Genomic DNA, 22,649 nt, shown 5'->3' on the forward strand with positions numbered 1-22,649 from the left:
ATCGAAGGAAAAGGAATGGACGAGATCAAGATCGGCGAAATTCTGGAGCCGGGCAGCGCGCATAAGCAGCGCTCGCGCGAGGAACGTGTTCGCGCTTCTTTCTGGAAAACCGTGCGTAAGGCGGCAAAGAATATTCCGTTTCTTGATGAAGTGGTTGCGGGCTACTTTTGCGCGCTCGATCCTGCCACGCCGACCAAGGTGCGCGGTATATTACTGGCGTCGCTGGCTTATTTTGTCCTGCCGCTGGATATCATTCCAGACTTCCTCCTTGGTCTCGGTTTTACTGACGACGTGGCTGTGATGATGGCGGCGCTGAGCGCTATCCGAAACAATATCACCCCTGCACACAGGGCTGCCGCGCGACAGGCGATCGCCGATCTGGACACGGACGAGAAAGATTGACCGGCATCACAAGAGTGTGAAGTGCCCAATTGCCAAAGTCTCGCCGCTTTTATTTGGCTGGTGTTACGGCATTGGACTTGAACGAGGCTGTGACCTTTCTAGCTCTAAAAATTGCTTTTTTGACCTGTCTTCACCGTTTGGTAACCCAGATTAAGCCAAATTAAGACAAGCGAACTGGACAATGCGGCACCCGGATTATCTTCCGGACCATTGCCGGTTCATGAGTTATGAAGTGAACAAATAAAACTGGTAGGTAAAATGTTTGGAAAATCGATCGTAGCAACCTCTGTGCTCATGCTTGGGCTGGTGGGGACAGCTTTTGCCCAGACCCCGAGTCAGATCAGCCAGTTTAACGCGTGGGGTGCCTATAGCTATCAGCAGGGCAAGGGCAAGGTCTGTTACGTTCTGTCGGTTCCAGTCGACAAACAGCCTGCGAAAATCGATCATGGTGACAATTTCTTCATGGTAAGCCAGAAGCCCGGCCAGAATGTCAGCTTTGAGCCACAGTTCAAGGCCGGATATGATTTGCAGGAGAATTCAAAGGTCCTGGTCAAGATTGATGAGCGTACCTTCTCCATGTTCACCAGCGGCAGCCATGGCTGGATGGAAAATGCCGCGGAAGAGCCGCAGCTTGTTGCCGCTCTCCGGGGCGGTAAGAACATGACCATTAATGCTGTTTCCAAACGTGGAACAAAGACCAGCTACGCCTATTCGCTGAAGGGCGTTTCAGCTGCTCTTAAAGCGATCTCCACTTGTAAATAATCAACGAAATACCAATCTCCCGCAATGGCCCGGCTCGAATTGCCGGGCCTTTTTGCTTGTGGAGGTGACGTGGCCGCCGGAACGTGGTATGAGCCGCGCTTCCGTTAAGAACGTTAGAAAAACCCATGTCCGTATCGCTTGACCTGACACATCCTGTTGCCCGGGATAAATCCCGTGATGCCGTTCGCGCCCCAGCGGCTGAAAAGCCCTCGCTGATCGGCCTGACACGCCCGGAAATTGCGGAGGCACTGATGGCCGTCGGCGTGCCCGAACGGCAAGTTAAAATGCGCGTAGCCCAAGTTTGGCATTGGCTATATGTGCGCGGCGTTTCTAACTTTGACGATATGCAGAACATTTCGCGTGATATGCGCGAATTGCTGGATAAGAACTTCGATATTGCCCGGCCTGAAATTGTAGAAGAGCAGATTTCCAATGATGGCACGCGCAAATGGCTGTTCCGGTTTCCACCGCGTGGTGCCGGCCGTCCTGTAGAAATCGAGACAGTCTATATTCCCGAAGAAGGGCGAGGTACTCTTTGTATCTCCAGCCAGGTCGGCTGCACGCTGACCTGCTCCTTCTGCCACACAGGCACGCAGAAGCTTGTGCGCAATCTGACCGCCGAAGAAATCCTGTCCCAATTGCTGGTTGCACGCGATCGCCTTGGTGACTTTCCCGATCGCAACACGCCGGATGGCACCATGGTTCCGGCAGAGGGCCGCAAAGTGTCCAACATCGTCATGATGGGCATGGGTGAACCGCTCTATAATTTCGAGAACGTCAAAAAGGCCCTGCTGATTGCAGCGGACGATGCCGGTCTTTCACTTTCACGCCGCCGCATCACCCTTTCAACCTCGGGTGTGGTACCGGAAATTTATCGCGCTGGCGAAGAAATCGGCGTGATGCTGGCAATTTCCCTGCATGCGGTGACTGATGATCTGCGTGACATGCTGGTGCCAATCAACAAGAAATATCCTCTCAAGGAATTGCTTGCCGCGTGCCGCGCCTATCCAAGCCTGTCCAATTCGAAACGCATTACATTTGAATATGTCATGCTCAAGGGCGTCAATGACTCGCTTGCTGATGCCAAGGAACTGGTAAGAATGCTCAAGGGCATTCCGGCAAAGATCAATCTGATCCCGTTCAACCCGTGGCCAGGTGTCAACTATCAGTGTTCTGATTGGGAGCAGATCGAGAAATTTGCTGACTATGTAAACGCCGCTGGCTATGCATCGCCTATCCGCACACCGCGCGGCCGCGATATTCTCGCCGCATGCGGACAGCTAAAATCGGAGTCGGAACGCATGAAGAAAACAGAGCGTCTGGCATTTGAAGCGGCAATGATTGCCGGTCACGGCGAAGACTGAACCGACGTGTTGTATCTCATACGCTTTGCGCTGATCACTATCGGGTTTGTCTGCGCCACCTTCGCGGCATCGCTGTTTCTGAACATGCTTCTTATCGGCAGCACGGAATGGCTGGGAGGCGAAGGTCCGTTTTTGTATTTGACCATACCTGTCTTCGCTTCCGCGATAGGCCATAGCGTGCTCGTTCCGGCGGCGCTGATTATCATCTACGCTGAACTGACCGCATGGCGTGACTGGCTTTTCTATGCGCTCGGCGGCGCTGCCACAGCAGTTGTCATCATTGTCTGGAAGTGGCGCCCGCAAACCGAGGATATCAGCACCTTCGCTGCAATCCTCGCCACGGGCGTTGTGGGCGGCTTTGTCTACTGGATGATTTCCGGACGCAGCGCCGGCATCATCCCGCCGAGCCCCAATAATCAGATCTGAATCACTTCGCTTGCGCCAACAAAATCTTGGCAGCAAATGCCGAGAACACCCCGGCAAACAACCAGTCCGTAATGCGTGTCACTGTCGGATTTTTCCTCAGCAGCATCGAAAATCTATCGGCAGCAAGGATCATTGGCGCGACCACTGGCAATGACAGGGGTATGAAAAGTACGCCAAGGAAAAACAATTTACCCGGAGCGTGCGGATCGCCCGCAGAAACGAACTGCGGCAGGAATGTCATGAAAAACAGAATGATCTTTGGGTTGAGAAGATTGATACCCAGGCCCGTCAGCCAGTTCTGAAACAATGTATGGGCTTGGCCGGTCTTTTTTTCCGGCGAGAACGCCGAACCATAGCGGATTGCCTGATAGGCAAGCCACATCAGATAGCCGGCCCCCACAACCTTGAGCGCAAGAAACGCGGACGGCGAAGCAACGATTAGTGCCGAGAGGCCAATTGCCACCATGGTCGTGTGTATGACGATCCCGGTGCAGGCACCCGCCAGACAGGCAAAACCTGCAGCCTTGCCCTCGGACAATGCGCGTCCGACAAACAATGTCATATCCGGCCCCGGGGTAATCGAGAGGACAAAAGTGGCAACGATGAATTGCAGTATAATTGGCCAATCAGGAATGAAGGTCATCACAGGGCTCCGGAAAAAACTGCCGGAAGCTAACGCGAAAAACAGCTTCACGCCATACGTATTTGCGCCTGATCTCGTTTTTGCTGTGCTTGCCAATAGCGGCGCAAATGCTACAAGACCCCAACTGAAATTTCAGGATCGCGACGGCGATCGACAGACAGGACATATGCAATGAATAAATGGAAAGACGTCAAGAAAGTCGTGCTGGCCTATTCGGGCGGGTTGGATACATCGATCATCCTGAAATGGCTGCAGACAGAACTTGGCGCTGAAGTCGTCACGTTCACTGCCGATCTTGGACAAGGCGAGGAACTCGAGCCCGCACGCAAGAAGGCCGAAATGCTCGGCATCAAGGAAATCTACATTGAAGATGTCCGCGAAGAATTCGTTCGCGACTTTGTCTTCCCGATGTTCCGCGCCAATGCGGTCTATGAAGGCGTTTACCTGCTCGGCACATCGATAGCCCGCCCGCTCATTTCCAAGCACCTCGTCGAAATCGCTGCCCGTACCGGCGCTGACGCAATTGCGCATGGTGCAACGGGCAAAGGTAACGACCAGGTTCGTTTCGAGCTTTCCGCCTACGCACTCAATCCTGACATCAAGGTCATTGCGCCTTGGCGCGATTGGACCTTTAAATCCCGCACAGATCTTTTGGAATTTGCACGCGAACACCAGATCCCAATCGCCAAAGACAAACTTGGCGAAGCACCTTTCTCCGTCGATGCCAATCTCCTTCACTCCTCCTCGGAAGGCAAAGTGTTGGAAGATCCTTGGCAGGAAGCACCCGAATATGTGCACCAGCGCACGATCTCTCCGATGGATGCGCCCGATAAGGTCACAGAAATCGAGATCGCTTTCGAGAAGGGCGATGCAATCGCTATTGATGGCAAGCCGCTTTCACCCGCGACACTGCTGAAGACGCTCAATGATCTTGGCCGAGACAATGGCATCGGACGCCTTGATCTGGTTGAGAACCGTTTCGTTGGTATGAAATCGCGCGGCGTTTACGAAACTCCGGGTGGCACAATTCTGCTTGCAGCACACCGGGCCATGGAATCGATCACACTTGATCGCGGCGCAGCTCACCTCAAGGATGAGTTCATGCCGCGCTATGCCGAACTGATCTACAATGGCTTCTGGTATTCGCCAGAGCGTGAAATGCTGCAGGCCATGATCGACAAGAGCCAGGAGGACGTGGAAGGCACTGTTCGCCTGAAACTCTATAAGGGCAATGTCATGGTTTCAGGCCGTAAGTCGAAAAAATCGCTTTATTCCGACGCACTCGTAACATTTGAAGATGATCGTGGCGCATATGATCAGAAGGATGCGGCAGGCTTTATCCGCCTGAATGCCTTGCGGTTACGCACCTTGGCTGCCCGCAAACGGAACAGCTAAAGACAATAAACGGTGGGCTGGTCCCGCCGTTTTCATTTTCGCCGCTTGTGACCCTTGCATCGGTATCTTAGATATTAACGACCCAATTCATACGATGGAGTTCCCATGTCGTCTGCCAAACCGGCCATCAACACTGCATTGACGAACTGGACAGGGCCTCTTGGTCTGCCGGACTTTACGGCTTTTAGTGATCAGGATTTTCCCGCGGCATTTGATATGGCCCTGGCGGATGATCTTGCCGACATTGATGCGATTATCGGCCATCCTGAAGCGCCCACCATCGAAAATACCCTCAAAGCGCTGCAGCTTTCCGGCGAGTCGCTGGATCGGGTGTCTTCCATTTTCTGGACGCTGGCCGGGGCAAATACCAACGACGCGATACAGGCATTAGAACGGTCCATTGCGCCAAAACTGTCGCGCCATTCATCGTCCATCATGATGAATCCCCACCTGTTTGCCCGCATAGACTCACTTTACGAACAGCGTGATCTTCTCGGCCTTGATGCCGAAACAGACCGCGTTCTGGAAAAGATCTGGAAAAGCTTTGTGCGCAGCGGCGCGCGACTGGATGAAAAGGGCAAGGCACGTCTTGCAGATATCAATGAGACGCTCGCCAGTCTCGGTGCGCAGTTTGATCAAAATGTTCTCAAGGATGAGTCGGACTGGGCTTTGTTCATCACAGACGAGGCAGATCTTGCAGGATTGCCGAATTTTGTGCGCGATGCGATGCAAGGAGCTGCCGAGGAGCGTAATCGCACAGGCACCTGGGCCGTTACATTGTCGCGTGAAATCATCGAACCCTTTCTCTCATTTGCCGAGAACCGGGATTTGCGGGAAAAAGCCTTCCAGGCTTGGGCGGCACGGGGCGAAAATGGCGGCGATACGGACAATGTTGCCATCGTTGCCCAGACGGTAGCTCTCAGATCTGAAAAGGCAAAGCTACTCGGGTATAAAAGCTTTGCCGCGTACAAGCTCGACAACACCATGGCAAAAACGCCAAAGGCAGTTATGGATCTGCTGGAGCCCGTTTGGCAAAAGGCAAAGATACGTGCCAGCGAAGAAGAAAGTGATCTACAACAATTGATCTCCAATGAGGGCCTTAACCACAAGGTAGCGCCCTGGGACTGGCGGTTTTACACGGAAAAGCTGCGCAGCGAACGCTTTGCGTTCGATGAAGCCGAGTTGAAGCCATATTTGCAGCTCGAGAAAATTATTGAAGCCTGTTTCGACGTGGCAACGCGTCTGTTCGGTATTACGTTCAAGGAAAAAACCGGCATAGCTGCCTGGCATCCGGATGTGCGGGTCTGGGAAGTCTTCAATCCGGATGGAACAGAATGCGGGGTATTTCTTGGCGATTACTTCAACCGCCAGTCAAAGCATTCCGGCGCATGGATGAGTGCATTGCAGTCACAACACAAACTTGGCAGCGTGCAAAAGCCGATCATCTATAATGTGATGAACTTCGCCAAGCCGCCAAAAGGGGAGCCGGCCCTGCTTTCGCTTGATGGCGCACGTACCCTATTCCACGAATTTGGCCATGCTTTGCACGGGTTGCTGTCAGACGTTACCTGGCCTGTAGTTTCAGGCACATCAGTGTCACGGGACTTTGTGGAGCTACCCTCCCAGCTTTATGAGCACTGGCTGACTGTGCCAGCAATCCTTGAAAAATACGCAATCCATTACCGTACTGGCGAGCCTATGCCGAAAGCTCTGCTCGACAAGGTATTGGCCGCGGATACTTTTAATGCTGGTTTCAAAACGGTCGAATTCACGTCGTCTGCCTTGATTGATATGGCATTCCATGCCGATGGCACCCCTCCGGAGGACCCCATACAGTTTGAAGCGGCAACGCTTCGGCAGTTGGACATGCCAGAGGCGATTATCATGCGCCACCGGACACCGCATTTTAAGCACGTGTTCTCCGGCGATGGGTATTCCGCAGGATATTACTCATATTTGTGGTCAGAAGTATTGGATGCCGATGCATTCAAGGCTTTTGAGGAAACCGGCGATACATTCAACGGTGCCCTCGCCGCGAAGCTGAAAAAATACATCTATTCAGCTGGTGGCAGCAAAGATCCCGAAGAGCTTTACAAGGCTTTCCGGGGCAAGATGCCCACGCCCGATGCGATGATCGAAAAGCGTGGGCTTTAAGCGGTTGTAATCAGGACTTGGCAAAAGCCAGAAGATCCGCGTTCAGCTTGTCCTTGTGCGTCGTAGCCAAACCATGCGGCGCACCGGCATAGACGTTCAAAGTGCCGTTCTTTACAAGCTTCACGGCTTTGCGGGCCGTGTCATCAATGGGCACGATCTGGTCATCATCGCCGTGGATAAACAATGTCGGCACATCAATCTTCTTCAGATCTTCTGTGAAATCCGTTTCTGAAAACGCCTTGATGCAGAAATACGAGGCTGGCATTCCGGCCATCATACCCTGCAGCCAGAAAGCGTTTCTAATGCCTTCAGACTCTTTGGCGCCAGTCCGATTGTAGCCATAAAAGGGCAGCGACAGATCCTTGAAGAACTGTGAGCGATCGGCAATCACGCCATCACGAATGCCGTTGAAAACATCGATAGGCAGACCCTCAGGATTTGCAGCGGTTTTCAGCATCAGAGGTGGCACTGCCCCCACAAGAACGGCCTTGGCGACACGCTTCGTACCGTGACGGCCGATATAGCGGGCGACTTCGCCGCCACCAGTTGAATGCCCAACCATGATCGCGTCTTTCAAGTCGAGCTTCTCGAATAGTTCGGCCAGATCATCGGCATAGGTGTCCATGTCATTGCCATTCCAAGGTTGGCTGGAACGGCCATGGCCCCGGCGGTCATGAGCAATCACACGGTAGCCATTGGACGCAAGAAAGAACATCTGATCTTCCCAGGCATCCGAAGTGAGCGGCCAGCCATGGCTGAAAACTACCGGCTGCCCTGTTCCCCAATCCTTGTAGTAAATCTCTGTGCCGTCCTTCGTGGTGATCGTGGTCATTGTCCTTTGTCCCTTTACTGGCTGATTGGATTTAAGTTGCTTGGATTTATCGGTGGCCATCGCGGGAATGGAAGGGAGGCTGACAGCAGCCGCCACTCCAATACCCGCCGTCAAAACAGAACGGCGCGAGGTCAATTTCTTCAGGCTGTTGATCATGACGCTGGAGCAAATTTTGCGTCAGTTAATCGAAATGCGTACGTCGAGATTGCTGCGCGTTGCTTCCGAATAAGGGCAAACAATATGTGCTGCATCCACAAGCTCGCGTGCCTGCCCAGCCTCGATACCGGGTAATGTGACAGCCAGAGCAACGTCCAGCCCGAAACCCTTGCCATCTTCGCGAGGACCGATGCCGACGGTTGCTGTTACGGCGGTCTCTTCCGAAAGCTTGATCTTCTTCTGGGAAGCAACGAATTTCAACGCGCCAAGAAAACAAGCCGAATACCCTGCTCCAAACAGTTGCTCAGGATTGGTGCCCTGCGCACCATTACCGCCCAGTTCCTTGGGGGTTGAGAGCGTTACTTCCAAACGGCCATCTTCGCTCTTCGCGCTGCCGTCGCGTCCACCTGTTGCCGTCGCCTTGGTTGTATAAAGAATGCTCATCTGGTTTTCCTCTCGAAGTTGATTTTCTCAATGCCTATTAAATTGCACACAATTGAATTGTGTGCAATACTTATTTTATAGATGATGAAAAATTAAATGATGCACAATTGAATACGCATGGCTATTATAGTCCAGGCCTTTGAGAAGGAAGACAAATGAACGCTGGAACGCAAAAACCGGAATCGCAGTTGAAGCTGGAGAATTTCCTTTGCTTCGCCATTTATTCCACCGCCAACGCCGTGACACGTGCCTATCAGCCTCGGCTGTCGGCGTTAAAGCTGACTTATCCGCAATATCTTGTGATGGTGGTATTGTGGGAAGAAGAGAACCAGACTGTCAGGGCAATCGGAGACAAGCTCAGTCTGGATTCCGGCACATTGACGCCGCTCTTGAAACGCTTGGAAACAGCCGGTCTCATATCACGCCAACGTGACAAGACCGACGAGCGTCAAGTGCTGATAAATTTGACAGAAGAGGGTCGCGACCTGCGGGCCCGCGCGGAGTCAGTGCCCCTTGCCATGGGACAGGCATTTGGCTGCACGCTGGACGAAGCACGTGGCATGCGGGCTGAACTCATCAGCTTGCGCGACAATCTCGTGGCAAGTATCGACAACGCATAAAAAAGGCGCTGTCACCAGCGCCCTTTCAGGTTTTTCATCCGCCTTTAGATTATGCGGCAATCTTTTTGGGCTGAATAAGCCCACGTGCAACTAGAAGTTCTGCGATCTGAACGGTGTTCAGGGCCGCGCCTTTGCGAAGATTGTCAGAAACGATCCAGAGCGACAGGCCATTTTCGACCGTTATGTCTTCGCGGATACGTGAAATGTAGGTGGCGTCTTCACCAGCCGCTTCATAAGGTGTGATGTAACCGCCGTCTTCATGACGATCGATAACAAGACAGCCAGGCGCATCGCTCAGAATGTCCCGCGCTTCTTCCGCGCTCATTGGGCTTTCAAACTCAATGTTCACTGCTTCGGAATGGCCGATGAAAACAGGCACCCGCACGCAGGTTGCTGTGAGCTTGATCTTTGGATCAAGCATCTTCTTGGTTTCAGCAACCATCTTCCATTCTTCCTTCGTGTATCCATCTTCCATGAATACATCGATATGTGGAATAACGTTGAAGGCAATTCGCTTGGTAAACTTCTTGGCTTCCACCGGATCTGCAACGAAAACTGCGCGTGACTGCTGGAAAAGTTCATCCATGCCATCCTTGCCTGCCCCAGATACGGACTGGTAGGTGGAAATCACGAGGCGCTTGATGCGCGCCTTGTCATGCAACGGCTTCAAGGCAACGACAAGTTGCGCCGTGGAGCAATTGGGATTGGCAATGATGTTCTTCTTGCTAAAACCGACAATCGCATCAGGATTTACTTCAGGCACAATCAAAGGCACGTTGGAATCATAGCGCCAAGCGGACGAATTATCGATAACGACACATCCCTGTGCGCCAATCTTCGGCGACCATTCCTTCGAAATATTGCCACCTGCAGACATCAGGCAGATATCGGTATCGGAAAAGTCATAGGTATCAAGCGCTTTAACCTTCAGCGTCCTGTCCCCGTAGGAAACTTCAGTCCCCTGCGATCGGCGTGAAGCCAGAGCAACAACTTCGCTCACGGGAAAGCCGCGCTCTTCCAGTATTGTCAACATTTCGCGGCCCACATTGCCTGTGGCACCAACAATCGCAACCTTGAAACTCATTATGTATTCTCCTGTCCCTCTCCGCTGCTTCGAACCCGCTGGCCACCGCGGGTCTTATCCCCCGAGCCGGGCTCGGGAGGGGGCGAGCAGGCCAAGGGAAATCAGACCGTTTTAGTGGTCGTTTTCGAGAGTTTTTTGGCCGAAATTTTGGTCTGGAAAGCAGGCACACCGACACATCCGGCGATAATGCCGGAACTGTTCAGCAAAAATAGCGACGTTGATTCGCTGCGCACCGAAGGCTCTCCTGTTCCGCCTGTGCTTGTACGCGGTTTCCAAAAAGAGTCAATTACATCTTTAAAGGGCAAGAATATGTCGTGTTACGCACAATTTTAGACATTTGGTATAAGTTACGGGCTTTGCTTTCTTCAATATTTAGTCAACAATTGAATAGTGCATTGGGTTGTATGACCTTGGGGGGAAAGAAATTCACAAGGACATTGGCTGGCGCGCGATGTGCATTAGCAACAAGCTAAGCAAAAATGACGCGCGAAATTATCGATAGTGGGGACATGACAAAAGGTTTGGGCTGAGCATGTCTCTTTGACTTTGGGCTTAATTGCTATTTACTGGGAGGAATAGAAATGGCATCCACTACCGTGTCCGGCACTACCAGCCGGGGGATGACGCGGGAAGAAAAGAAGGTGATCTTCGCTTCTTCTCTCGGCACCGTTTTTGAATGGTACGACTTTTACCTTTACGGTTCATTGGCTGTCTTTATTGGCGCCGCCTTCTTCAGTGAATATCCGGAAGCAACGCGCAACATCTTTGCTTTGCTTGCATTTGCCGCGGGCTTTCTCGTTCGTCCGTTCGGCGCACTGGTGTTCGGACGCATCGGCGATCTCGTCGGCCGCAAATATACTTTCCTTGTCACAATCCTGATCATGGGTCTGTCGACATTTCTGGTCGGTATTCTGCCAGGTTCCGCGAGCTGGGGTATCGCAGCGCCGATCATTCTGATCGCTTTGCGCATGCTTCAAGGTCTTGCGCTCGGCGGCGAATATGGTGGTGCGGCAACTTACGTTGCTGAACACGCGCCAAGCAACCGGCGCGGTTTCTATACATCATGGATTCAGACGACAGCAACGCTCGGACTTTTCCTGTCACTTATCGTTATCCTCATCATCCAGAATTCGATGACGAAAGAAGCGTTCTCCGCATGGGGATGGCGCATTCCTTTCATTCTGTCATTCGTTCTTTTGGGCGTTTCGGTCTGGATCCGCTTGTCGCTTAGCGAATCGCCAGCCTTCAAAAAGATGAAAGAAGAAGGCAAGGGATCAAAGGCACCGCTGTCTGAAGCATTTGGACAATGGAAGAATGCAAAGATTGCATTGCTGGCGCTTTTTGGTCTTACAGCCGGTCAGGCGGTCGTCTGGTATTCAGGTCAGTTCTACGCCCTGTTCTTCCTGCAGAACGTCCTGAAAGTTGACGGGCAGTCCGTCAATATCATGATTGCTATTGCGCTCTTGCTCGGCACTGGCTTTTTCGTTTTCTTCGGCTGGTTGTCGGATAAGATCGGACGTAAGCCAATCATCATGGCTGGTCTGGCACTTGCCATTCTTACCTACTTCCCTCTGTTCAAGGCCTTGACCTGGGCCGCCAATCCAGCGCTGGCCTCATCTCAGCAGAATGTGCGTGCAACTGTAACTGCGGCACCTGGAGATTGTAACTTCCAGTTCAATCCGGTTGGTACAAGAAAGCCGCTCACATCCTGCGATATCGCAACTGACTTCCTGGCTAAAAACTCCATTCCTTATGACATCGCAGCAACGGCTCCGGCCGGATCTGCCGCAACAGTCAAAATTGGCCAGGAAACGGTTGAATCCTACGATGCAACCGCTGCGGGTGCTGAAGCTGCCGCGAAGGATGGTGCATTCAAAAAAGGGGTAAACCTTGCACTTCAGGATGCTGGTTACCCGCTGGTTCGCGATCCAGCAAAGGTTGCAGACAGCAAGCTTGATGCCTTGGTTGCAAGCAATCCGAAACTGGCATTGGATGCAGCTGCAATCCGTGCTGGCGAAAAGACGGTTGTGCCTGTGGCTCAAGCTATCAAAGACAAGCTGATCACAGCAGAAGAGGCGGCAGGTGCCACCGAAGTTACCGTTTATAGTGTGCCAAAAGCTGGCGCATTCAAGATGGTAGCCGACCCGGCAGCGGTCAACTGGACAATGATTATCGGTATTCTGTTTATCCTCGTCCTTTATGTGACGATGGTTTATGGGCCGATTGCAGCAATATTGGTTGAAATGTTCCCAACCCGTATCCGCTATACCGGCATGTCCCTGCCCTATCATATCGGCAATGGATGGTTTGGCGGTCTGCTACCGGCGACGGTCTTCGCGATGAGCGCCGCCAAGGGCGATATCTATTACGGTCTGTGGTATCCGATTGTGATTGCCGCGATGACGCTGATCATCGGCCTGCTCTTCGTTCGCGATACAAAAGATACCGATCTGGATGAAGTAAAATAGCATCCTCACAAATAAAAAGCCCGGCGCGATCACTCGCGCCGGGCTTTTTATTTCAGCCGCTATATATCAGACGGCCAGAGCTTTGAACTTCGCAAGAATGGCATCGCCCATCTCGACGGTCCCGACCTTGGTCATCCCATTGGACATAATGTCGGCGGTGCGAATTCCGTCATCAAGGACACCTGCAATAGCCGCTTCCAGCCGATCCGCTTCAGCCACCATATTGAACGAATAACGCAGGCACATGGCGAACGAGGCGATCATCGCAATTGGATTGGCCGCACCAGTACCAGCAATATCCGGCGCAGAGCCGTGTACGGGCTCATACAGAGCCTTACGGCTTCCTGTCTTGCCGTCGGGCGCACCAAGCGAGGCTGAGGGCAGCATGCCCAGAGAACCCGTCAGCATTGCAGCAATATCCGAAAGCATGTCGCCGAACAGATTGTCTGTTACGATAACGTCAAACTGTTTCGGCCAACGTACGAGCTGCATGCCGCCTGCATCGGCCAGCATATGATCGAGTTTCACGTCTGAATATTTTGCCTTGTGGGTTGCAGTAACAACCTCATTCCACAAGACGCCCGACTTCATGACGTTGCGCTTTTCCATTGAGGTGACTTTGTTGCCACGCGTCCGGGCGAGCTCGAAGGCAACTCCGGAAATCCGCTCGATCTCATATGTATCGTAAACCTGAGTATCAATGCCGCGCTTCTGACCATTGCCAAGATCGCGAATTTCCTTCGGTTCCCCGAAATACACGCCGCCAGTCAGTTCGCGCACAATGAGAATATCCAGACCTTCGACGATTTCCTTTTTCAGGGAAGATGAATCGGCAAGTGCAGGATAGCAAATGGCCGGGCGCAGATTTGCAAACAGCTCCATATCCTTGCGCAGGCGCAGCAAACCGGCTTCCGGACGAACATCGTAGGGAACGCTATCCCACTTTGGACCACCAACGGCACCGAACAGCACGGCATCCGATGCCAATGCCTTTTCCATATCTGTCTCGGAAATGGCCTTTCCATGGGCATCATAAGCGCAACCACCGACCAGACCCTCGTCCAGCTCAAAGTCGCTTTTCAACTCGGCATTCATATAGGCAATGATCTTGCGGACCTCGGCCATTGCCTCAGGACCGATACCATCGCCAGGAAGAAGGAAAAGCTTTTTCGATGCCATGCTGGAAACCTCGTTATGTGATTGGCTCGTGGGAATGGCGCGTACTTAGCGCAACTTGAGCAAAGAAGAAAAGCGTTTTGGGAAATTATCTTAAATCCCCTCACCGATATGCGCGCCTGTCAGGCACGAAAAAGCCCGGCAAAAACCGGGCTTTGGTAATACTGACCTAAAATTGGTCAGGCCCAAGGGCGGGCTTGCGCATTGGACGCTTCGAAACTGTCGATCTTCGATGCTTTTTCCATCGTCAAACCAATGTCATCCAAACCGTTCAGCATGCAGTAGCGGCGGAATTCGTCGATCTCAAAGCTGATTGTTCCACCGTCCGGCCCCTTGATAGTCAAGGCCTCAAGATCGATTGATACCGTGGCGTTGGAACCGCGCTGCGCATCGTCCATTAGCTTATCAAGATTTTCCTGGCTGACCCGGATCGGCAAGATACCATTCTTGAAGCAGTTGTTGTAGAAAATATCAGCAAAGCTCGTTGAGATGACACAACGAATACCAAAATCCAGCAAGGCCCACGGTGCATGTTCGCGGCTTGAGCCGCAACCGAAATTGTCACCAGCGACGAGAATCTGTGCCTTGCGATAAGCTGGCTTGTTGAGAACGAAATCAGGATTCTCGCTGCCATCTTCGTTGTAACGCATTTCAGCGAACAACCCCGTACCCAAGCCAGTGCGCTTGATCGTTTTAAGGTAGTCCTTGGGAATGATCATGTCTGTATCGACATTGATGATGGGCAGTGGGGCGGCAACGCCCGTGAGCTGGGTGAATTTATCCATAATAGCTGCCTGTACGGTCCATGCGTAGGTGAGATTTATCCTTGGCTTTACACCAGCTCGGCCATGAATCAAAGCTTTTCGCCTGTGGCACTTTATGCTTGGCAAATCTCAGCCCTTGCCTTGCTTCCGTCTTCGGGGCAAAAAGTTGTCATGAGCAAGCTTTTCCGTCCGCGTCGATCTGTACTTTATGTTCCGGCCTCCAATCCGAAAGCCTTGGCTAAAGTGGCGTCGCTGAATGCCGATGCGATTATTTTCGATCTCGAGGATGCTGTCGCTCCGGAAGCCAAGGAAGATGCCCGCGAAGCTCTGCGCGCTTATTTTGCAGCCAATCCTGCAGGCAAGGCTGAGCGCATCATCCGTATCAATCATCTCACCAGCGAATGGGGCGGCGAAGATCTTCTGGCCGCACGCGCCTGCAAGCCCAATGCGATCCTTCTACCAAAGGTAGAGAATCTGCAGGATGTGACCGGAGTGGCGGAAGTCTTGGAAGAAACCGACGCATCAGAAAACGTGCGTTTATGGGCGATGATCGAAACGGCACGCGGCATCATCAATGCCGACGAGATTGCCGAGCTTGGCCTGCGATCAACCTCAAGACTGGATTGTTTTGTCGTAGGCACGAATGACATTGCCAAAGAAACCGGAACTGTTCTGGAAAAAGGCCGGCATTTTTTCACACCGTGGCTCATGCAGATTCTGCTATGCGCCAAAGCCGGTCATCTTGATATTATTGATGGCGTCTACAACGACTTTAACGATATGTCCGGCTTTGAAAGTGAATGCGGCGAGTCTTTCAAAATGGGGTTTGATGGGAAAAGCCTTATCCATCCATCGCAAATTGAACCGGCAAACAAAGCGTTTACCCCCGGTTCCGAGGCAGTGACTGATGCCCGCTCTATTGTCCAAGCCTTCGACCTTGCCGAAAATGCAGGCAAGGGCGCAATTTCGTTGAATGGCCGGATGGTGGAGCGGATGCATCTTGAAACCGCCCAAAAATTGCTGGCAAGGATTGAAACAATCAATCATTCAAATTAGTGCAAATCTGACAAGCACGAGAATGGGAATTCACTATGAAGCTCTACAGATTTTTGACTGGTCCCGATGATGCGAGCTTTTGCCATAAAGTAACAGCCGCTCTTAACAAGGGCTGGCATATTTATGGCTCACCGACATATGCGTTCAATTCTGTAACCGGCATCATGCAATGCGGGCAGGCTGTGGTCAAAGATGTCGATGGCGTCGACTATATACCCGGCACAACAAAGCTCAGCGATCACTAGACACCCAACCGACGCTTGAGCGCCTGATATTGCGGTTCTGACGTATCAGCCATGGCTTCATCGCGCGTGGCTGGTCTGTCCTCAAACGGAATGGGCCGGTCAAACTGGCTAATGGTCATATCCCAGCGAACGCCATCGATCAGATTGTAAAAGTGAGTGCCGCCATAGGTCTTCGTCTTGAGGATCGAGCCGCCAAATATGTCCTGCACAATAAGCGATGTTACGCTGCACTGGCCTTTTGCGGGGTTTTCAGCCGACCAGGAGGCTGAGCTTTCCCTGCTCCATGCGGATTTGAGGCTCTCATATAGCCCGTATGGCGTTGAGTAATCGGCGGTCAAGGCAATCCCCTGTGATAGCTATTCGACGCTAGCCTCTATACGTTCCATCTCCTCATCGGACAATCCGAAATGATGCCCGATTTCGTGGATAAGGACATGCGTGACAATATCGCCAAGCGCCTCTTCATATTCCGCCCAATAATCAAGAATGGCCCGTCGATAAAGCGTTATGCGATTGACCTGGTCGCCTGTCTGCAATGAAAAACGTTCACCGATACCATTGCCCTCAAAAAGGCCCATGAGATCGAAAGGCGATTCCAGCCCCATATCTTCAATAATCTGATCATCGGGAAAGTCAGAAACCTGCATGGTGATTTCACCGCACAGACTGCGGAAATTTTCCGGCAGATGGGCATAGGCATCAATTGCCAGTGATTCAATTTCAGCGATTGAAGGCGAAAGGCGGTTCGCCCAGTCAGCCGTTTGGTTACTTCTGGCCATCACAATTCCTGATAAGGTGTTTATGGCCCTATATAGTGCGTCAGCAGCATGGATGCGAGGGCATCAATCCTCAAGCGCACGCGCCTCGGAGGGAAGCATGATGGGAATACCGTCTCGCACAGGATAGGCTAACCGCGCTTTTTTGGAAATCAATTCAGATTTTTTCTTGTCATAGGTGAGTGGTCCTTTTGTCAAAGGACAAACCAGAAGCTCCAGCAACTTGCGATCAAGGGGTGTTTCACGATCAGCTTCTGTCATAGCGGCGTCCTATTGGAGGCTTGATTCATAATCGTCCTGATCCTTCGCAAGAGCTATCTCGGTAATCGCGATCAAGGTTTCGGCTCTTGTTTTCAGATCTGTCGCTTCCAGCAAAGCCTGTTTTTCCGCTGCGCCGAAGGGAGACATCATGGCAAGTGCATTGACCAGTGTTTCATTGCCAGCCCGAGAAATACCTTCCCAATCAGCCTCCAGGCTATTCGCGTCCAGATAGGCGCGGAAAACACGCAGCAATGCAGCCCTGTCCACCTCCCTGTCGTCCGCCTCGTCGAGATCCGCACGCAAGGGCGCAATCTTGCACTGACGGAAGGGCGTGCGTGTTGAGAGCTCTTTCACAACTCGGAACCGGCAAATACCTTGGAGCGTAACCAAGATCCGGCCATCACCGGTTTCTGCAAACGAAGTTATTCTTCCAAGACATCCCACTTCGCTCAGCTCAAGACCTTCCTCATCTTCTTGGTCAAGGCGAGGTTGAATCATGCCGATGATACGCTTGGAGGCGAGCGCGGCATCTATCATCGCAAGGTAGCGTAGCTCGAAAATATTGAGCGGCAATTGCCCACCTGGCAGCAGCAACGCTCCCGAAAGAGGAAAAATCGGAACGCTTTCAGGAATATCGTCCAAAGTACGATAGCGTACATTTCCAGCTTGCATAACTAGCTCCGGGCCAAGCCCTTTAATCTGCTTTTCTGTATACTATACTTGTCAGGAAAACAGCAGGGAGGAAAGTTTGCGACGTGCACTCATGGAAGCAGGATCGCCCGCTCCCCACGCATCAAAAAACTGCAAGAGTTGCTTTCGCGCGCCGTCCTCGTTCCAATTACGATCTGCCTTCATGATGGCGAGAAGATGGTCAGCCGCCTCATCACGTTGATCCTTGGCGTTGAGTATCATGGCCAGATCATATCGTGCCTGATGGTCAGCCGGATTGGCCTCAAGGCGAGCTTCCAAGGCCGTTGGATCTCCGAGTTCAGCCACTTGCAGGGCCAGTGCAATTTTGGCTTGAGCGGCCCTGACTCCCGCATCCTCTTTCCCGGCTGGCGGCACCATGTCCAGCGTCGCCTGTGCCGTCGGGATATCCCCAAGCTCGATCAAGCAATTTGCAAGACCTGCAAGTGCCGCCAGATGATCGGGAACCTCGGCAAGCACAGCAGAATAAATCTGGCCGGCCTGTTCAAAATCAGCAGCCTCGACCATTTGAGCCGCAGCAGCAAGCGCATCCTTTATCGCTTCGTCACGTCCACCATTTGGTGAGGAAATCTTATCGATGAATTCCTTCACCTTGGATTCGGGCAAGGCGCCCATAAATCCATCTACGGGTTTGCCATCAGAAAACGCGATCACCGCAGGTATTGATTGAATACCCAGCTGCCCGGCAATCGCCGGATGATCGTCAATGTTCATTTTGACAAGTTTGACGCGACCGCCAGCCGCCTGAACCGCCTTTTCCAGAATTGGAGTGAGCTGCTTGCAGGGCCCGCACCACGGAGCCCAGAAATCAACAAGGACGGGCTGTTTCTTTGATTCAGCAATAACATCGGCCGAAAATGCAGCGGTTGTCGTATCCTTTATGACATCGCCTGCCGGTGCAGAGGCTTCATTGGAACCGAAAGTCAGCGTCGTTGCTGCTGACTCGCTGCCATATCCACCGCTGAACGGATTATCTATATTGCTCATAAAATTCTCCGTCACCTTTGGATGAATTAACTGCCGACATGCCGGCATGTCTAGAACACTCAGTTCGGGTTTTATGCTTCAATTTTCAAGATCAAAGGCGAGTGCCCGGTCTCTTTGAGAAATCTTAAAAGATCGTCCGGGCGTATCGACGTCGTCGCTTCATTGGTCAACGGGTGCGCATTGATCATTTCATGGTGGAACAGGCTTTCGTCAAGGATGACCTTCACATTGCGTTCCACATCATTGATGACACCGAGCACGCTGACAGAGCCTGGAACCAGACCCAGATACTCCAACAGTTTTTCTGGCTTGCCAAAAGACACTCGGCTCGCTGCGCCAATCTTGGTGTGAATGGTTTTCAAATCCACCTCTGCCTCTTCATCGACTGTCAGCAGAAAGAAATTGTCCTTCTTGTCTTTAAGGAAGAGGTTCTTCGTATGGGCACCCGTAATTTTTCCGCGCAGCGCCTGGGCTTCCGCCACGGTAAAAACCGGGGCGTGGCGAACTGTAGATACCTCAATGCCAAGGTCACTGATAAATTGCATCAGTTCTTCATACGACTTCGGCATCTGCATCCTCCTCAAATTCATCATGCATTTGTAAAACTGTCTAATGGCTCGAGAGCCTTGCCTCAAGCAAAACCCTGAGACTTCATGAGACAATCGGTAAATTTTACGGATATCGAAAGAAAGTCCAATTTTCCCTGTTGCAATTGGTCTGCGCTTGGGTCATATAGCACCCGCTTCGCAAGACTAACTGGCACATGCGGGAGTAGCTCAGGGGTAGAGCACAACCTTGCCAAGGTTGGGGTCGAGGGTTCGAATCCCTTCTCCCGCTCCAGTTGTCCGAAGATCAAAAGGCTCAGGTTTACCTGGGCCTTTTTGCTTTCCGGAATATCTGACACCAAATATTGCTAATCGCTATGCAATGTCCCGGATCGAATCAAATTCATCCGTGGAATGTCGCGCTTCATCCCATCGCGAAGCTATTTGCCATTTCCTTCTGACGGGCCATAGCATTGGAATGATGTTTGCAATGTCCGGCTAAATAGCTAAACCATTGCTCCATGGCACAGAAGAAAGCTCATGAAGTAGATTCGTTTTTAAAGCGTTTGGATCGCAGTTATCCGATCGTGCTTCTTTACGGGCCCGACAAGGGATTGGTTAGCGAAAGAGCCGACCTCTTCATCACGATGACTGGTTTGGCGAAAGATGACCCTTTCGCGGTTATCCGGCTGGATGCTGATATTGTTCAGGCGGAGCCTGGGCGGCTATCTGACGAAGCCAACACAATATCCATGTTTGGCGGAGAGAGGTTGATCTGGGTGCGAAACGCTTCCGGCCAGAAGGGGCTGGCTGATGCTGTTTCTCATTTGGCGAAAAATCCGCCGATTGCGACCTTCATCCTCATTGAAGCTGGCGATCTCAAGAAAGGCGCAGGTTTGCGGGGCATTGTCGAGCAAAGTGCCAGCGCCATGGCGCTACCCTGCTATAGCGACGACGCGCGCGGCATTGACAGCACGATTGATGACATGTTGACAAAAAACAACCTGCAGATCGCATTGGATGCCCGCAACTTGCTCAAAGAAAGTCTGGGCGGCGACAGACTGGCGACTCGTGCCGAGCTGGAAAAAATCTGTCTTTATGCTCATGGCAAGGAACGGGTAACCGTAGAAGATGTTCGTGACATCATAGGCGATGTCAGCGCCACCTCTTACGAAACCATCGTTGATGCAATGATAACGGGTAATCTGAATGATTTTACTTCGGCGTTTGACCGAGTCGTAAACACGGGTAGTCCCAGCTTTTTGATCCTCAGTTCAGCCATACGGCAGTTTCAAGCGTTACAAACGCTGCGTTACGGCATGGAAACCGAAAATAAAAATGCGGCCTCCGCCGTTGCCGCGGCGCGCCCGCCCGTTTTCTTTGCACGAAAAAAGCTCATGGAAACAGCCCTTCAGCGCTGGTCCACGGCATCTTGTGCCAGAGCGATCGAGAGGCTGCAAAAGACAGTCCTCGACAGCAGGCGCAATGCTGCTCTCTCGGTTCCAATCATTCGTCAAACAATGATCGCACTTGTGGCAGAAGCTGCCCGGGCTGGGCGCTCAAACGGGCGCTAAGGCTGAAGTCAAATCTCAGGCCAAGCCGCCCCATTTTGTGCGGTTCTGCAAACGCTGGCAAATCTCATCCAACTGCTCAAGCGTGGTGTAGTGAATACGCACGTCGCCACCCTTGTTGAGATGATTGACTGTAACGCGCATACCCATCACATCGGAAAGGAGCTTTTCAAGCGCTTGCGTGTCAGCATCCTTTTCATCAACCGTTTTGGCCTTGGGTGAGGGCTGTTTTCCGCCTTCGCCCTGCGCCAAAGCTTCCGCTTGGCGGACCGACAGGCCGTCGCGGACGATCTTATCGGCCAAAGCAGCAGGATTGTCTGCAGTGATCAATGTGCGCGCATGCCCTGCAGAAAGCGAACCATTGGTGATCATATCGCGCACCGGCTCTGGCAATTTCAACAGCCGAAGCGTATTGGCAACATGACTCCGGCTCTTGCCAATAACCTGCGCCAAGTCAGCTTGCGTGTAGTCGTGATCATCGATAAGTTGTTGATATCCCATACCTTCTTCCAGTGGGTTAAGGTCGGCGCGCTGCACATTCTCAATAATGGCAAGCTCGAGGGCAACGCGATCATCGACCTCACGGATGATGACAGGAACTGTGGTAAGACCCGCACGCTGCGCAGCGCGCCACCGGCGCTCACCGGCTATCAGCTCATATCGATCAGCCGAATCCTTGGCCAAACGGACGACCACAGGCTGCACTATTCCGTGTTCGCGGATCGAATTCGTCAGGTCTTCCAAATCGCTTTCCGTAAACAGTCTACGAGGATTGCGTGGATTGCGTGCAATGAATTCAATAGGGATTTGCCGATCCAGCGTTGCGACAGGCGCAGCTGCCTCATCCGGCACACGATCCATTTCTCCGATCAATGCGGCCAGACCACGACCCAAGCGTTTCTTTGAAAGATCTTCATTCATTGTCATAGGCTCTTCAAAAATGTTTCGTTCACGAATCGATTAGGCAGCGCGCAAATGACGCTCTCTCTGTATGACTTCCGACGCCAGCTGCAAATAGGCCTGGCTGCCGGCACACTTCAAGTCATACAAAATAGCAGGAATTCCGTAAGAGGGCGCTTCAGAAACACGGACATTCCTCGGAATTACCGTACGATAGACCTTATCGCCCATAAAGGATCGGACATCGTCGACCACTTGGGTCGCCAAATTGTTTCGCCCATCATACATTGTCAGAACAATGCCTTGAATCATTAGTGCGGGATTAAGCGACGTACGCACTTGGCTAACGGTCTCGAGCAATTGGCTCAAGCCCTCGAGAGCGAAAAACTCGCATTGCAATGGCACAAGCACCGAATCCGCGGTCGCCATGGCATTCATCGTCAACAGATTGAGCGATGGCGGACAGTCTATAAGGATATAGGTGAAAGCTGATGTTGACGAATTGCCTCTAAAAGCCTTCCGTAGCCGGGTCGCACGATCAGGCGCGTTAGCGATTTCCATTTCAACACCAAGAAGATCCAAAGTTGAGGGTATCAAGGAAAGGCTTGGCACAGCCGTAGGCACGGCAGCTTCTTCCACCGTGGCCGTTTGCATCAAGACATCGTAAGATGATATCGCCCGGCTCTTTCGATCAACGCCTAGACCGGTACTCGCATTTCCCTGCGGATCAAGATCAACAATGAGCACATTTTCGCCGATTGCCGCCAACGCGGTCGCGAGGTTAATCGCGGTCGTCGTCTTACCCACGCCGCCCTTCTGATTTGCTATTGTTATAATGCGGGTCTGGTTATTCATTGGCTTTTCCTGAACACTAAACTGTTCGTTGCCGATAAAATGGAGCATTAGGTGG

Annotated in this window: 25 protein-coding genes and 1 tRNA gene; 12 read left to right on the plus strand and 14 right to left on the minus strand. The window is 52.2% G+C overall.

Translation table 11 applies throughout. The annotated features are described in order from the left end of the window. Nucleotides 1–15 precede the first annotated feature (15 nt). From AC6CHM_RS14470 to AC6CHM_RS14485, 4 genes are all read left to right on the plus strand, one after another. Nucleotides 16–402, plus strand: a complete 387-nt coding sequence (locus AC6CHM_RS14470) for a YkvA family protein (protein WP_498173599.1) — start codon at nt 16–18, stop codon at nt 400–402. 258 nt (nt 403–660) lie between these two features. Beyond that, a complete protein-coding gene (locus tag AC6CHM_RS14475; protein WP_115054472.1) occupies nt 661–1,164 on the plus strand; it encodes an invasion associated locus B family protein in 504 nt (167 codons plus the stop codon). A gap of 125 nt (nt 1,165–1,289) precedes the next feature. Then, a complete protein-coding gene (rlmN, locus tag AC6CHM_RS14480) occupies nt 1,290–2,528 on the plus strand; it encodes a dual-specificity RNA methyltransferase RlmN (protein ID WP_354343143.1) in 1,239 nt (412 codons plus the stop codon). Nucleotides 2,529–2,534: 6 nt separating this feature from the next. Then, nucleotides 2,535–2,954, plus strand: a complete 420-nt coding sequence (locus tag AC6CHM_RS14485; protein ID WP_162802599.1) for a hypothetical protein — start codon at nt 2,535–2,537, stop codon at nt 2,952–2,954. A 1-nt stretch (nt 2,955) separates the two neighbouring features. Here the strand turns inward: AC6CHM_RS14485 and AC6CHM_RS14490 are convergent, their stop codons facing one another. Further along, on the minus strand, nt 2,956–3,597 hold the full coding sequence (locus tag AC6CHM_RS14490) for a LysE family translocator (protein ID WP_115054475.1): 642 nt from the start codon (nt 3,595–3,597) through the stop codon (nt 2,956–2,958). Between the two features lie 171 nt (nt 3,598–3,768). Between AC6CHM_RS14490 and AC6CHM_RS14495 the strand changes: the two genes are divergently transcribed. Further along, complete coding sequence (locus AC6CHM_RS14495) at nt 3,769–4,992, plus strand: argininosuccinate synthase (RefSeq protein WP_115054476.1); 1,224 nt, start codon at nt 3,769–3,771, stop codon at nt 4,990–4,992. Nucleotides 4,993–5,097: 105 nt separating this feature from the next. Further along, nucleotides 5,098–7,146, plus strand: coding sequence for a M3 family metallopeptidase (locus tag AC6CHM_RS14500; RefSeq protein WP_498173600.1), 2,049 nt, complete (start codon nt 5,098–5,100; stop codon nt 7,144–7,146). Between the two features lie 10 nt (nt 7,147–7,156). On the opposite strand, the gene AC6CHM_RS14505 is transcribed toward AC6CHM_RS14500, so the two are convergent. After that, a complete protein-coding gene (locus AC6CHM_RS14505; protein WP_115054788.1) occupies nt 7,157–7,978 on the minus strand; it encodes an alpha/beta fold hydrolase in 822 nt (273 codons plus the stop codon). A gap of 177 nt (nt 7,979–8,155) precedes the next feature. Beyond that, nucleotides 8,156–8,578, minus strand: coding sequence for an organic hydroperoxide resistance protein (locus tag AC6CHM_RS14510; RefSeq protein ID WP_008127257.1), 423 nt, complete (start codon nt 8,576–8,578; stop codon nt 8,156–8,158). A gap of 155 nt (nt 8,579–8,733) precedes the next feature. On the opposite strand from AC6CHM_RS14510, the gene AC6CHM_RS14515 reads away from it, so the two are divergent. Continuing rightward, the gene (locus AC6CHM_RS14515; protein WP_498173602.1) at nt 8,734–9,198 is read left to right on the plus strand and encodes a MarR family winged helix-turn-helix transcriptional regulator; all 465 of its coding nucleotides are present in this window, start codon (nt 8,734–8,736) and stop codon (nt 9,196–9,198) included. 49 nt (nt 9,199–9,247) lie between these two features. Here the strand turns inward: AC6CHM_RS14515 and AC6CHM_RS14520 are convergent, their stop codons facing one another. Further along, nucleotides 9,248–10,282: an aspartate-semialdehyde dehydrogenase gene (locus AC6CHM_RS14520; protein WP_115054479.1), complete on the minus strand. Its 1,035-nt coding sequence runs from the start codon at nt 10,280–10,282 to the stop codon at nt 9,248–9,250. A gap of 581 nt (nt 10,283–10,863) precedes the next feature. Between AC6CHM_RS14520 and AC6CHM_RS14525 the strand changes: the two genes are divergently transcribed. Then, entirely contained in the window at nt 10,864–12,750 is a 1,887-nt protein-coding gene (locus AC6CHM_RS14525) for an MFS transporter (RefSeq protein ID WP_115054481.1), read from the plus strand. Between the two features lie 66 nt (nt 12,751–12,816). On the opposite strand, the gene leuB is transcribed toward AC6CHM_RS14525, so the two are convergent. Next, entirely contained in the window at nt 12,817–13,929 is a 1,113-nt protein-coding gene (leuB, locus tag AC6CHM_RS14530; RefSeq protein WP_498173603.1) for a 3-isopropylmalate dehydrogenase, read from the minus strand. A 176-nt stretch (nt 13,930–14,105) separates the two neighbouring features. Continuing rightward, a complete protein-coding gene (gene leuD, locus AC6CHM_RS14535) occupies nt 14,106–14,711 on the minus strand; it encodes a 3-isopropylmalate dehydratase small subunit (protein ID WP_115054483.1) in 606 nt (201 codons plus the stop codon). A gap of 150 nt (nt 14,712–14,861) precedes the next feature. Here leuD and AC6CHM_RS14540 point away from each other — a divergent pair, with 150 nt between their 5' ends. Together AC6CHM_RS14540 and AC6CHM_RS14545 are read left to right on the plus strand one after the other, a co-directional pair. Then, nucleotides 14,862–15,746 (plus strand): HpcH/HpaI aldolase/citrate lyase family protein, encoded by an 885-nt coding sequence (locus tag AC6CHM_RS14540; RefSeq protein WP_336440335.1) that lies wholly within the window; start codon nt 14,862–14,864, stop codon nt 15,744–15,746. 35 nt (nt 15,747–15,781) lie between these two features. Beyond that, on the plus strand, nt 15,782–15,991 hold the full coding sequence (locus AC6CHM_RS14545; RefSeq protein ID WP_115054484.1) for a DUF1737 domain-containing protein: 210 nt from the start codon (nt 15,782–15,784) through the stop codon (nt 15,989–15,991). Here the strand turns inward: AC6CHM_RS14545 and AC6CHM_RS14550 are convergent. The 6 genes from AC6CHM_RS14550 to AC6CHM_RS14575 form a co-directional block, all read right to left on the minus strand. After that, complete coding sequence (locus AC6CHM_RS14550; protein ID WP_115054485.1) at nt 15,988–16,329, minus strand: YunG family protein; 342 nt, start codon at nt 16,327–16,329, stop codon at nt 15,988–15,990. The two genes, AC6CHM_RS14545 and AC6CHM_RS14550, sit on opposite strands and share 4 nt — an antisense overlap. 18 nt (nt 16,330–16,347) lie before the next feature. Beyond that, on the minus strand, nt 16,348–16,770 hold the full coding sequence (locus tag AC6CHM_RS14555) for a metallopeptidase family protein (RefSeq protein ID WP_115054486.1): 423 nt from the start codon (nt 16,768–16,770) through the stop codon (nt 16,348–16,350). A 63-nt stretch (nt 16,771–16,833) separates the two neighbouring features. Further along, on the minus strand, nt 16,834–17,028 hold the full coding sequence (locus AC6CHM_RS14560) for a Trm112 family protein (protein ID WP_115054487.1): 195 nt from the start codon (nt 17,026–17,028) through the stop codon (nt 16,834–16,836). Nucleotides 17,029–17,037: 9 nt separating this feature from the next. Further along, entirely contained in the window at nt 17,038–17,700 is a 663-nt protein-coding gene (locus AC6CHM_RS14565; RefSeq protein ID WP_115054488.1) for an LON peptidase substrate-binding domain-containing protein, read from the minus strand. Nucleotides 17,701–17,751: 51 nt separating this feature from the next. Next, entirely contained in the window at nt 17,752–18,723 is a 972-nt protein-coding gene (trxA, locus tag AC6CHM_RS14570) for a thioredoxin (RefSeq protein WP_115054489.1), read from the minus strand. A gap of 71 nt (nt 18,724–18,794) precedes the next feature. After that, nucleotides 18,795–19,292, minus strand: a complete 498-nt coding sequence (locus AC6CHM_RS14575) for a prolyl-tRNA synthetase associated domain-containing protein (protein WP_307281459.1) — start codon at nt 19,290–19,292, stop codon at nt 18,795–18,797. A gap of 196 nt (nt 19,293–19,488) precedes the next feature. On the opposite strand from AC6CHM_RS14575, the gene AC6CHM_RS14580 reads away from it, so the two are divergent. Next, a tRNA-Gly gene (locus AC6CHM_RS14580) sits at nt 19,489–19,563 on the plus strand. Nucleotides 19,564–19,789: 226 nt separating this feature from the next. Then, complete coding sequence (gene holA, locus AC6CHM_RS14585; RefSeq protein ID WP_498173604.1) at nt 19,790–20,842, plus strand: DNA polymerase III subunit delta; 1,053 nt, start codon at nt 19,790–19,792, stop codon at nt 20,840–20,842. Nucleotides 20,843–20,857: 15 nt separating this feature from the next. On the opposite strand, the gene AC6CHM_RS14590 is transcribed toward holA, so the two are convergent. Then, complete coding sequence (locus tag AC6CHM_RS14590) at nt 20,858–21,760, minus strand: ParB/RepB/Spo0J family partition protein (RefSeq protein ID WP_307286286.1); 903 nt, start codon at nt 21,758–21,760, stop codon at nt 20,858–20,860. Between the two features lie 39 nt (nt 21,761–21,799). Then, complete coding sequence (locus tag AC6CHM_RS14595) at nt 21,800–22,594, minus strand: ParA family protein (RefSeq protein ID WP_498173605.1); 795 nt, start codon at nt 22,592–22,594, stop codon at nt 21,800–21,802. Between the last annotated feature and the right edge of the window lie 55 nt (nt 22,595–22,649).

It is taken from the genome of Phyllobacterium sp. GQ127 (genome assembly GCF_059758635.1).

Coding starts and splice junctions, on each gene's coding strand:
- AC6CHM_RS14470 (WP_498173599.1), top strand. CDS start 16: ATGGACGAGATCAAGATCGGCGAAATTCTGGAGCCGGGCAGCGCGCAT.
- AC6CHM_RS14475 (WP_115054472.1), top strand. CDS start 661: ATGTTTGGAAAATCGATCGTAGCAACCTCTGTGCTCATGCTTGGGCTG.
- rlmN (WP_354343143.1), top strand. CDS start 1,290: ATGTCCGTATCGCTTGACCTGACACATCCTGTTGCCCGGGATAAATCC.
- AC6CHM_RS14490 (WP_115054475.1), bottom strand. CDS start 3,597: ATGACCTTCATTCCTGATTGGCCAATTATACTGCAATTCATCGTTGCC.
- AC6CHM_RS14495 (WP_115054476.1), top strand. CDS start 3,769: ATGAATAAATGGAAAGACGTCAAGAAAGTCGTGCTGGCCTATTCGGGC.
- AC6CHM_RS14500 (WP_498173600.1), top strand. CDS start 5,098: ATGTCGTCTGCCAAACCGGCCATCAACACTGCATTGACGAACTGGACA.
- AC6CHM_RS14505 (WP_115054788.1), bottom strand. CDS start 7,978: ATGACCACGATCACCACGAAGGACGGCACAGAGATTTACTACAAGGAT.
- AC6CHM_RS14510 (WP_008127257.1), bottom strand. CDS start 8,578: ATGAGCATTCTTTATACAACCAAGGCGACGGCAACAGGTGGACGCGAC.
- AC6CHM_RS14515 (WP_498173602.1), top strand. CDS start 8,734: ATGAACGCTGGAACGCAAAAACCGGAATCGCAGTTGAAGCTGGAGAAT.
- AC6CHM_RS14520 (WP_115054479.1), bottom strand. CDS start 10,282: ATGAGTTTCAAGGTTGCGATTGTTGGTGCCACAGGCAATGTGGGCCGC.
- AC6CHM_RS14525 (WP_115054481.1), top strand. CDS start 10,864: ATGGCATCCACTACCGTGTCCGGCACTACCAGCCGGGGGATGACGCGG.
- leuB (WP_498173603.1), bottom strand. CDS start 13,929: ATGGCATCGAAAAAGCTTTTCCTTCTTCCTGGCGATGGTATCGGTCCT.
- leuD (WP_115054483.1), bottom strand. CDS start 14,711: ATGGATAAATTCACCCAGCTCACGGGCGTTGCCGCCCCACTGCCCATC.
- AC6CHM_RS14540 (WP_336440335.1), top strand. CDS start 14,862: ATGAGCAAGCTTTTCCGTCCGCGTCGATCTGTACTTTATGTTCCGGCC.
- AC6CHM_RS14545 (WP_115054484.1), top strand. CDS start 15,782: ATGAAGCTCTACAGATTTTTGACTGGTCCCGATGATGCGAGCTTTTGC.
- AC6CHM_RS14555 (WP_115054486.1), bottom strand. CDS start 16,770: ATGGCCAGAAGTAACCAAACGGCTGACTGGGCGAACCGCCTTTCGCCT.
- AC6CHM_RS14560 (WP_115054487.1), bottom strand. CDS start 17,028: ATGACAGAAGCTGATCGTGAAACACCCCTTGATCGCAAGTTGCTGGAG.
- AC6CHM_RS14565 (WP_115054488.1), bottom strand. CDS start 17,700: ATGCAAGCTGGAAATGTACGCTATCGTACTTTGGACGATATTCCTGAA.
- trxA (WP_115054489.1), bottom strand. CDS start 18,723: ATGAGCAATATAGATAATCCGTTCAGCGGTGGATATGGCAGCGAGTCA.
- AC6CHM_RS14575 (WP_307281459.1), bottom strand. CDS start 19,292: ATGCCGAAGTCGTATGAAGAACTGATGCAATTTATCAGTGACCTTGGC.
- holA (WP_498173604.1), top strand. CDS start 19,790: ATGGCACAGAAGAAAGCTCATGAAGTAGATTCGTTTTTAAAGCGTTTG.
- AC6CHM_RS14590 (WP_307286286.1), bottom strand. CDS start 21,760: ATGAATGAAGATCTTTCAAAGAAACGCTTGGGTCGTGGTCTGGCCGCA.
- AC6CHM_RS14595 (WP_498173605.1), bottom strand. CDS start 22,594: ATGAATAACCAGACCCGCATTATAACAATAGCAAATCAGAAGGGCGGC.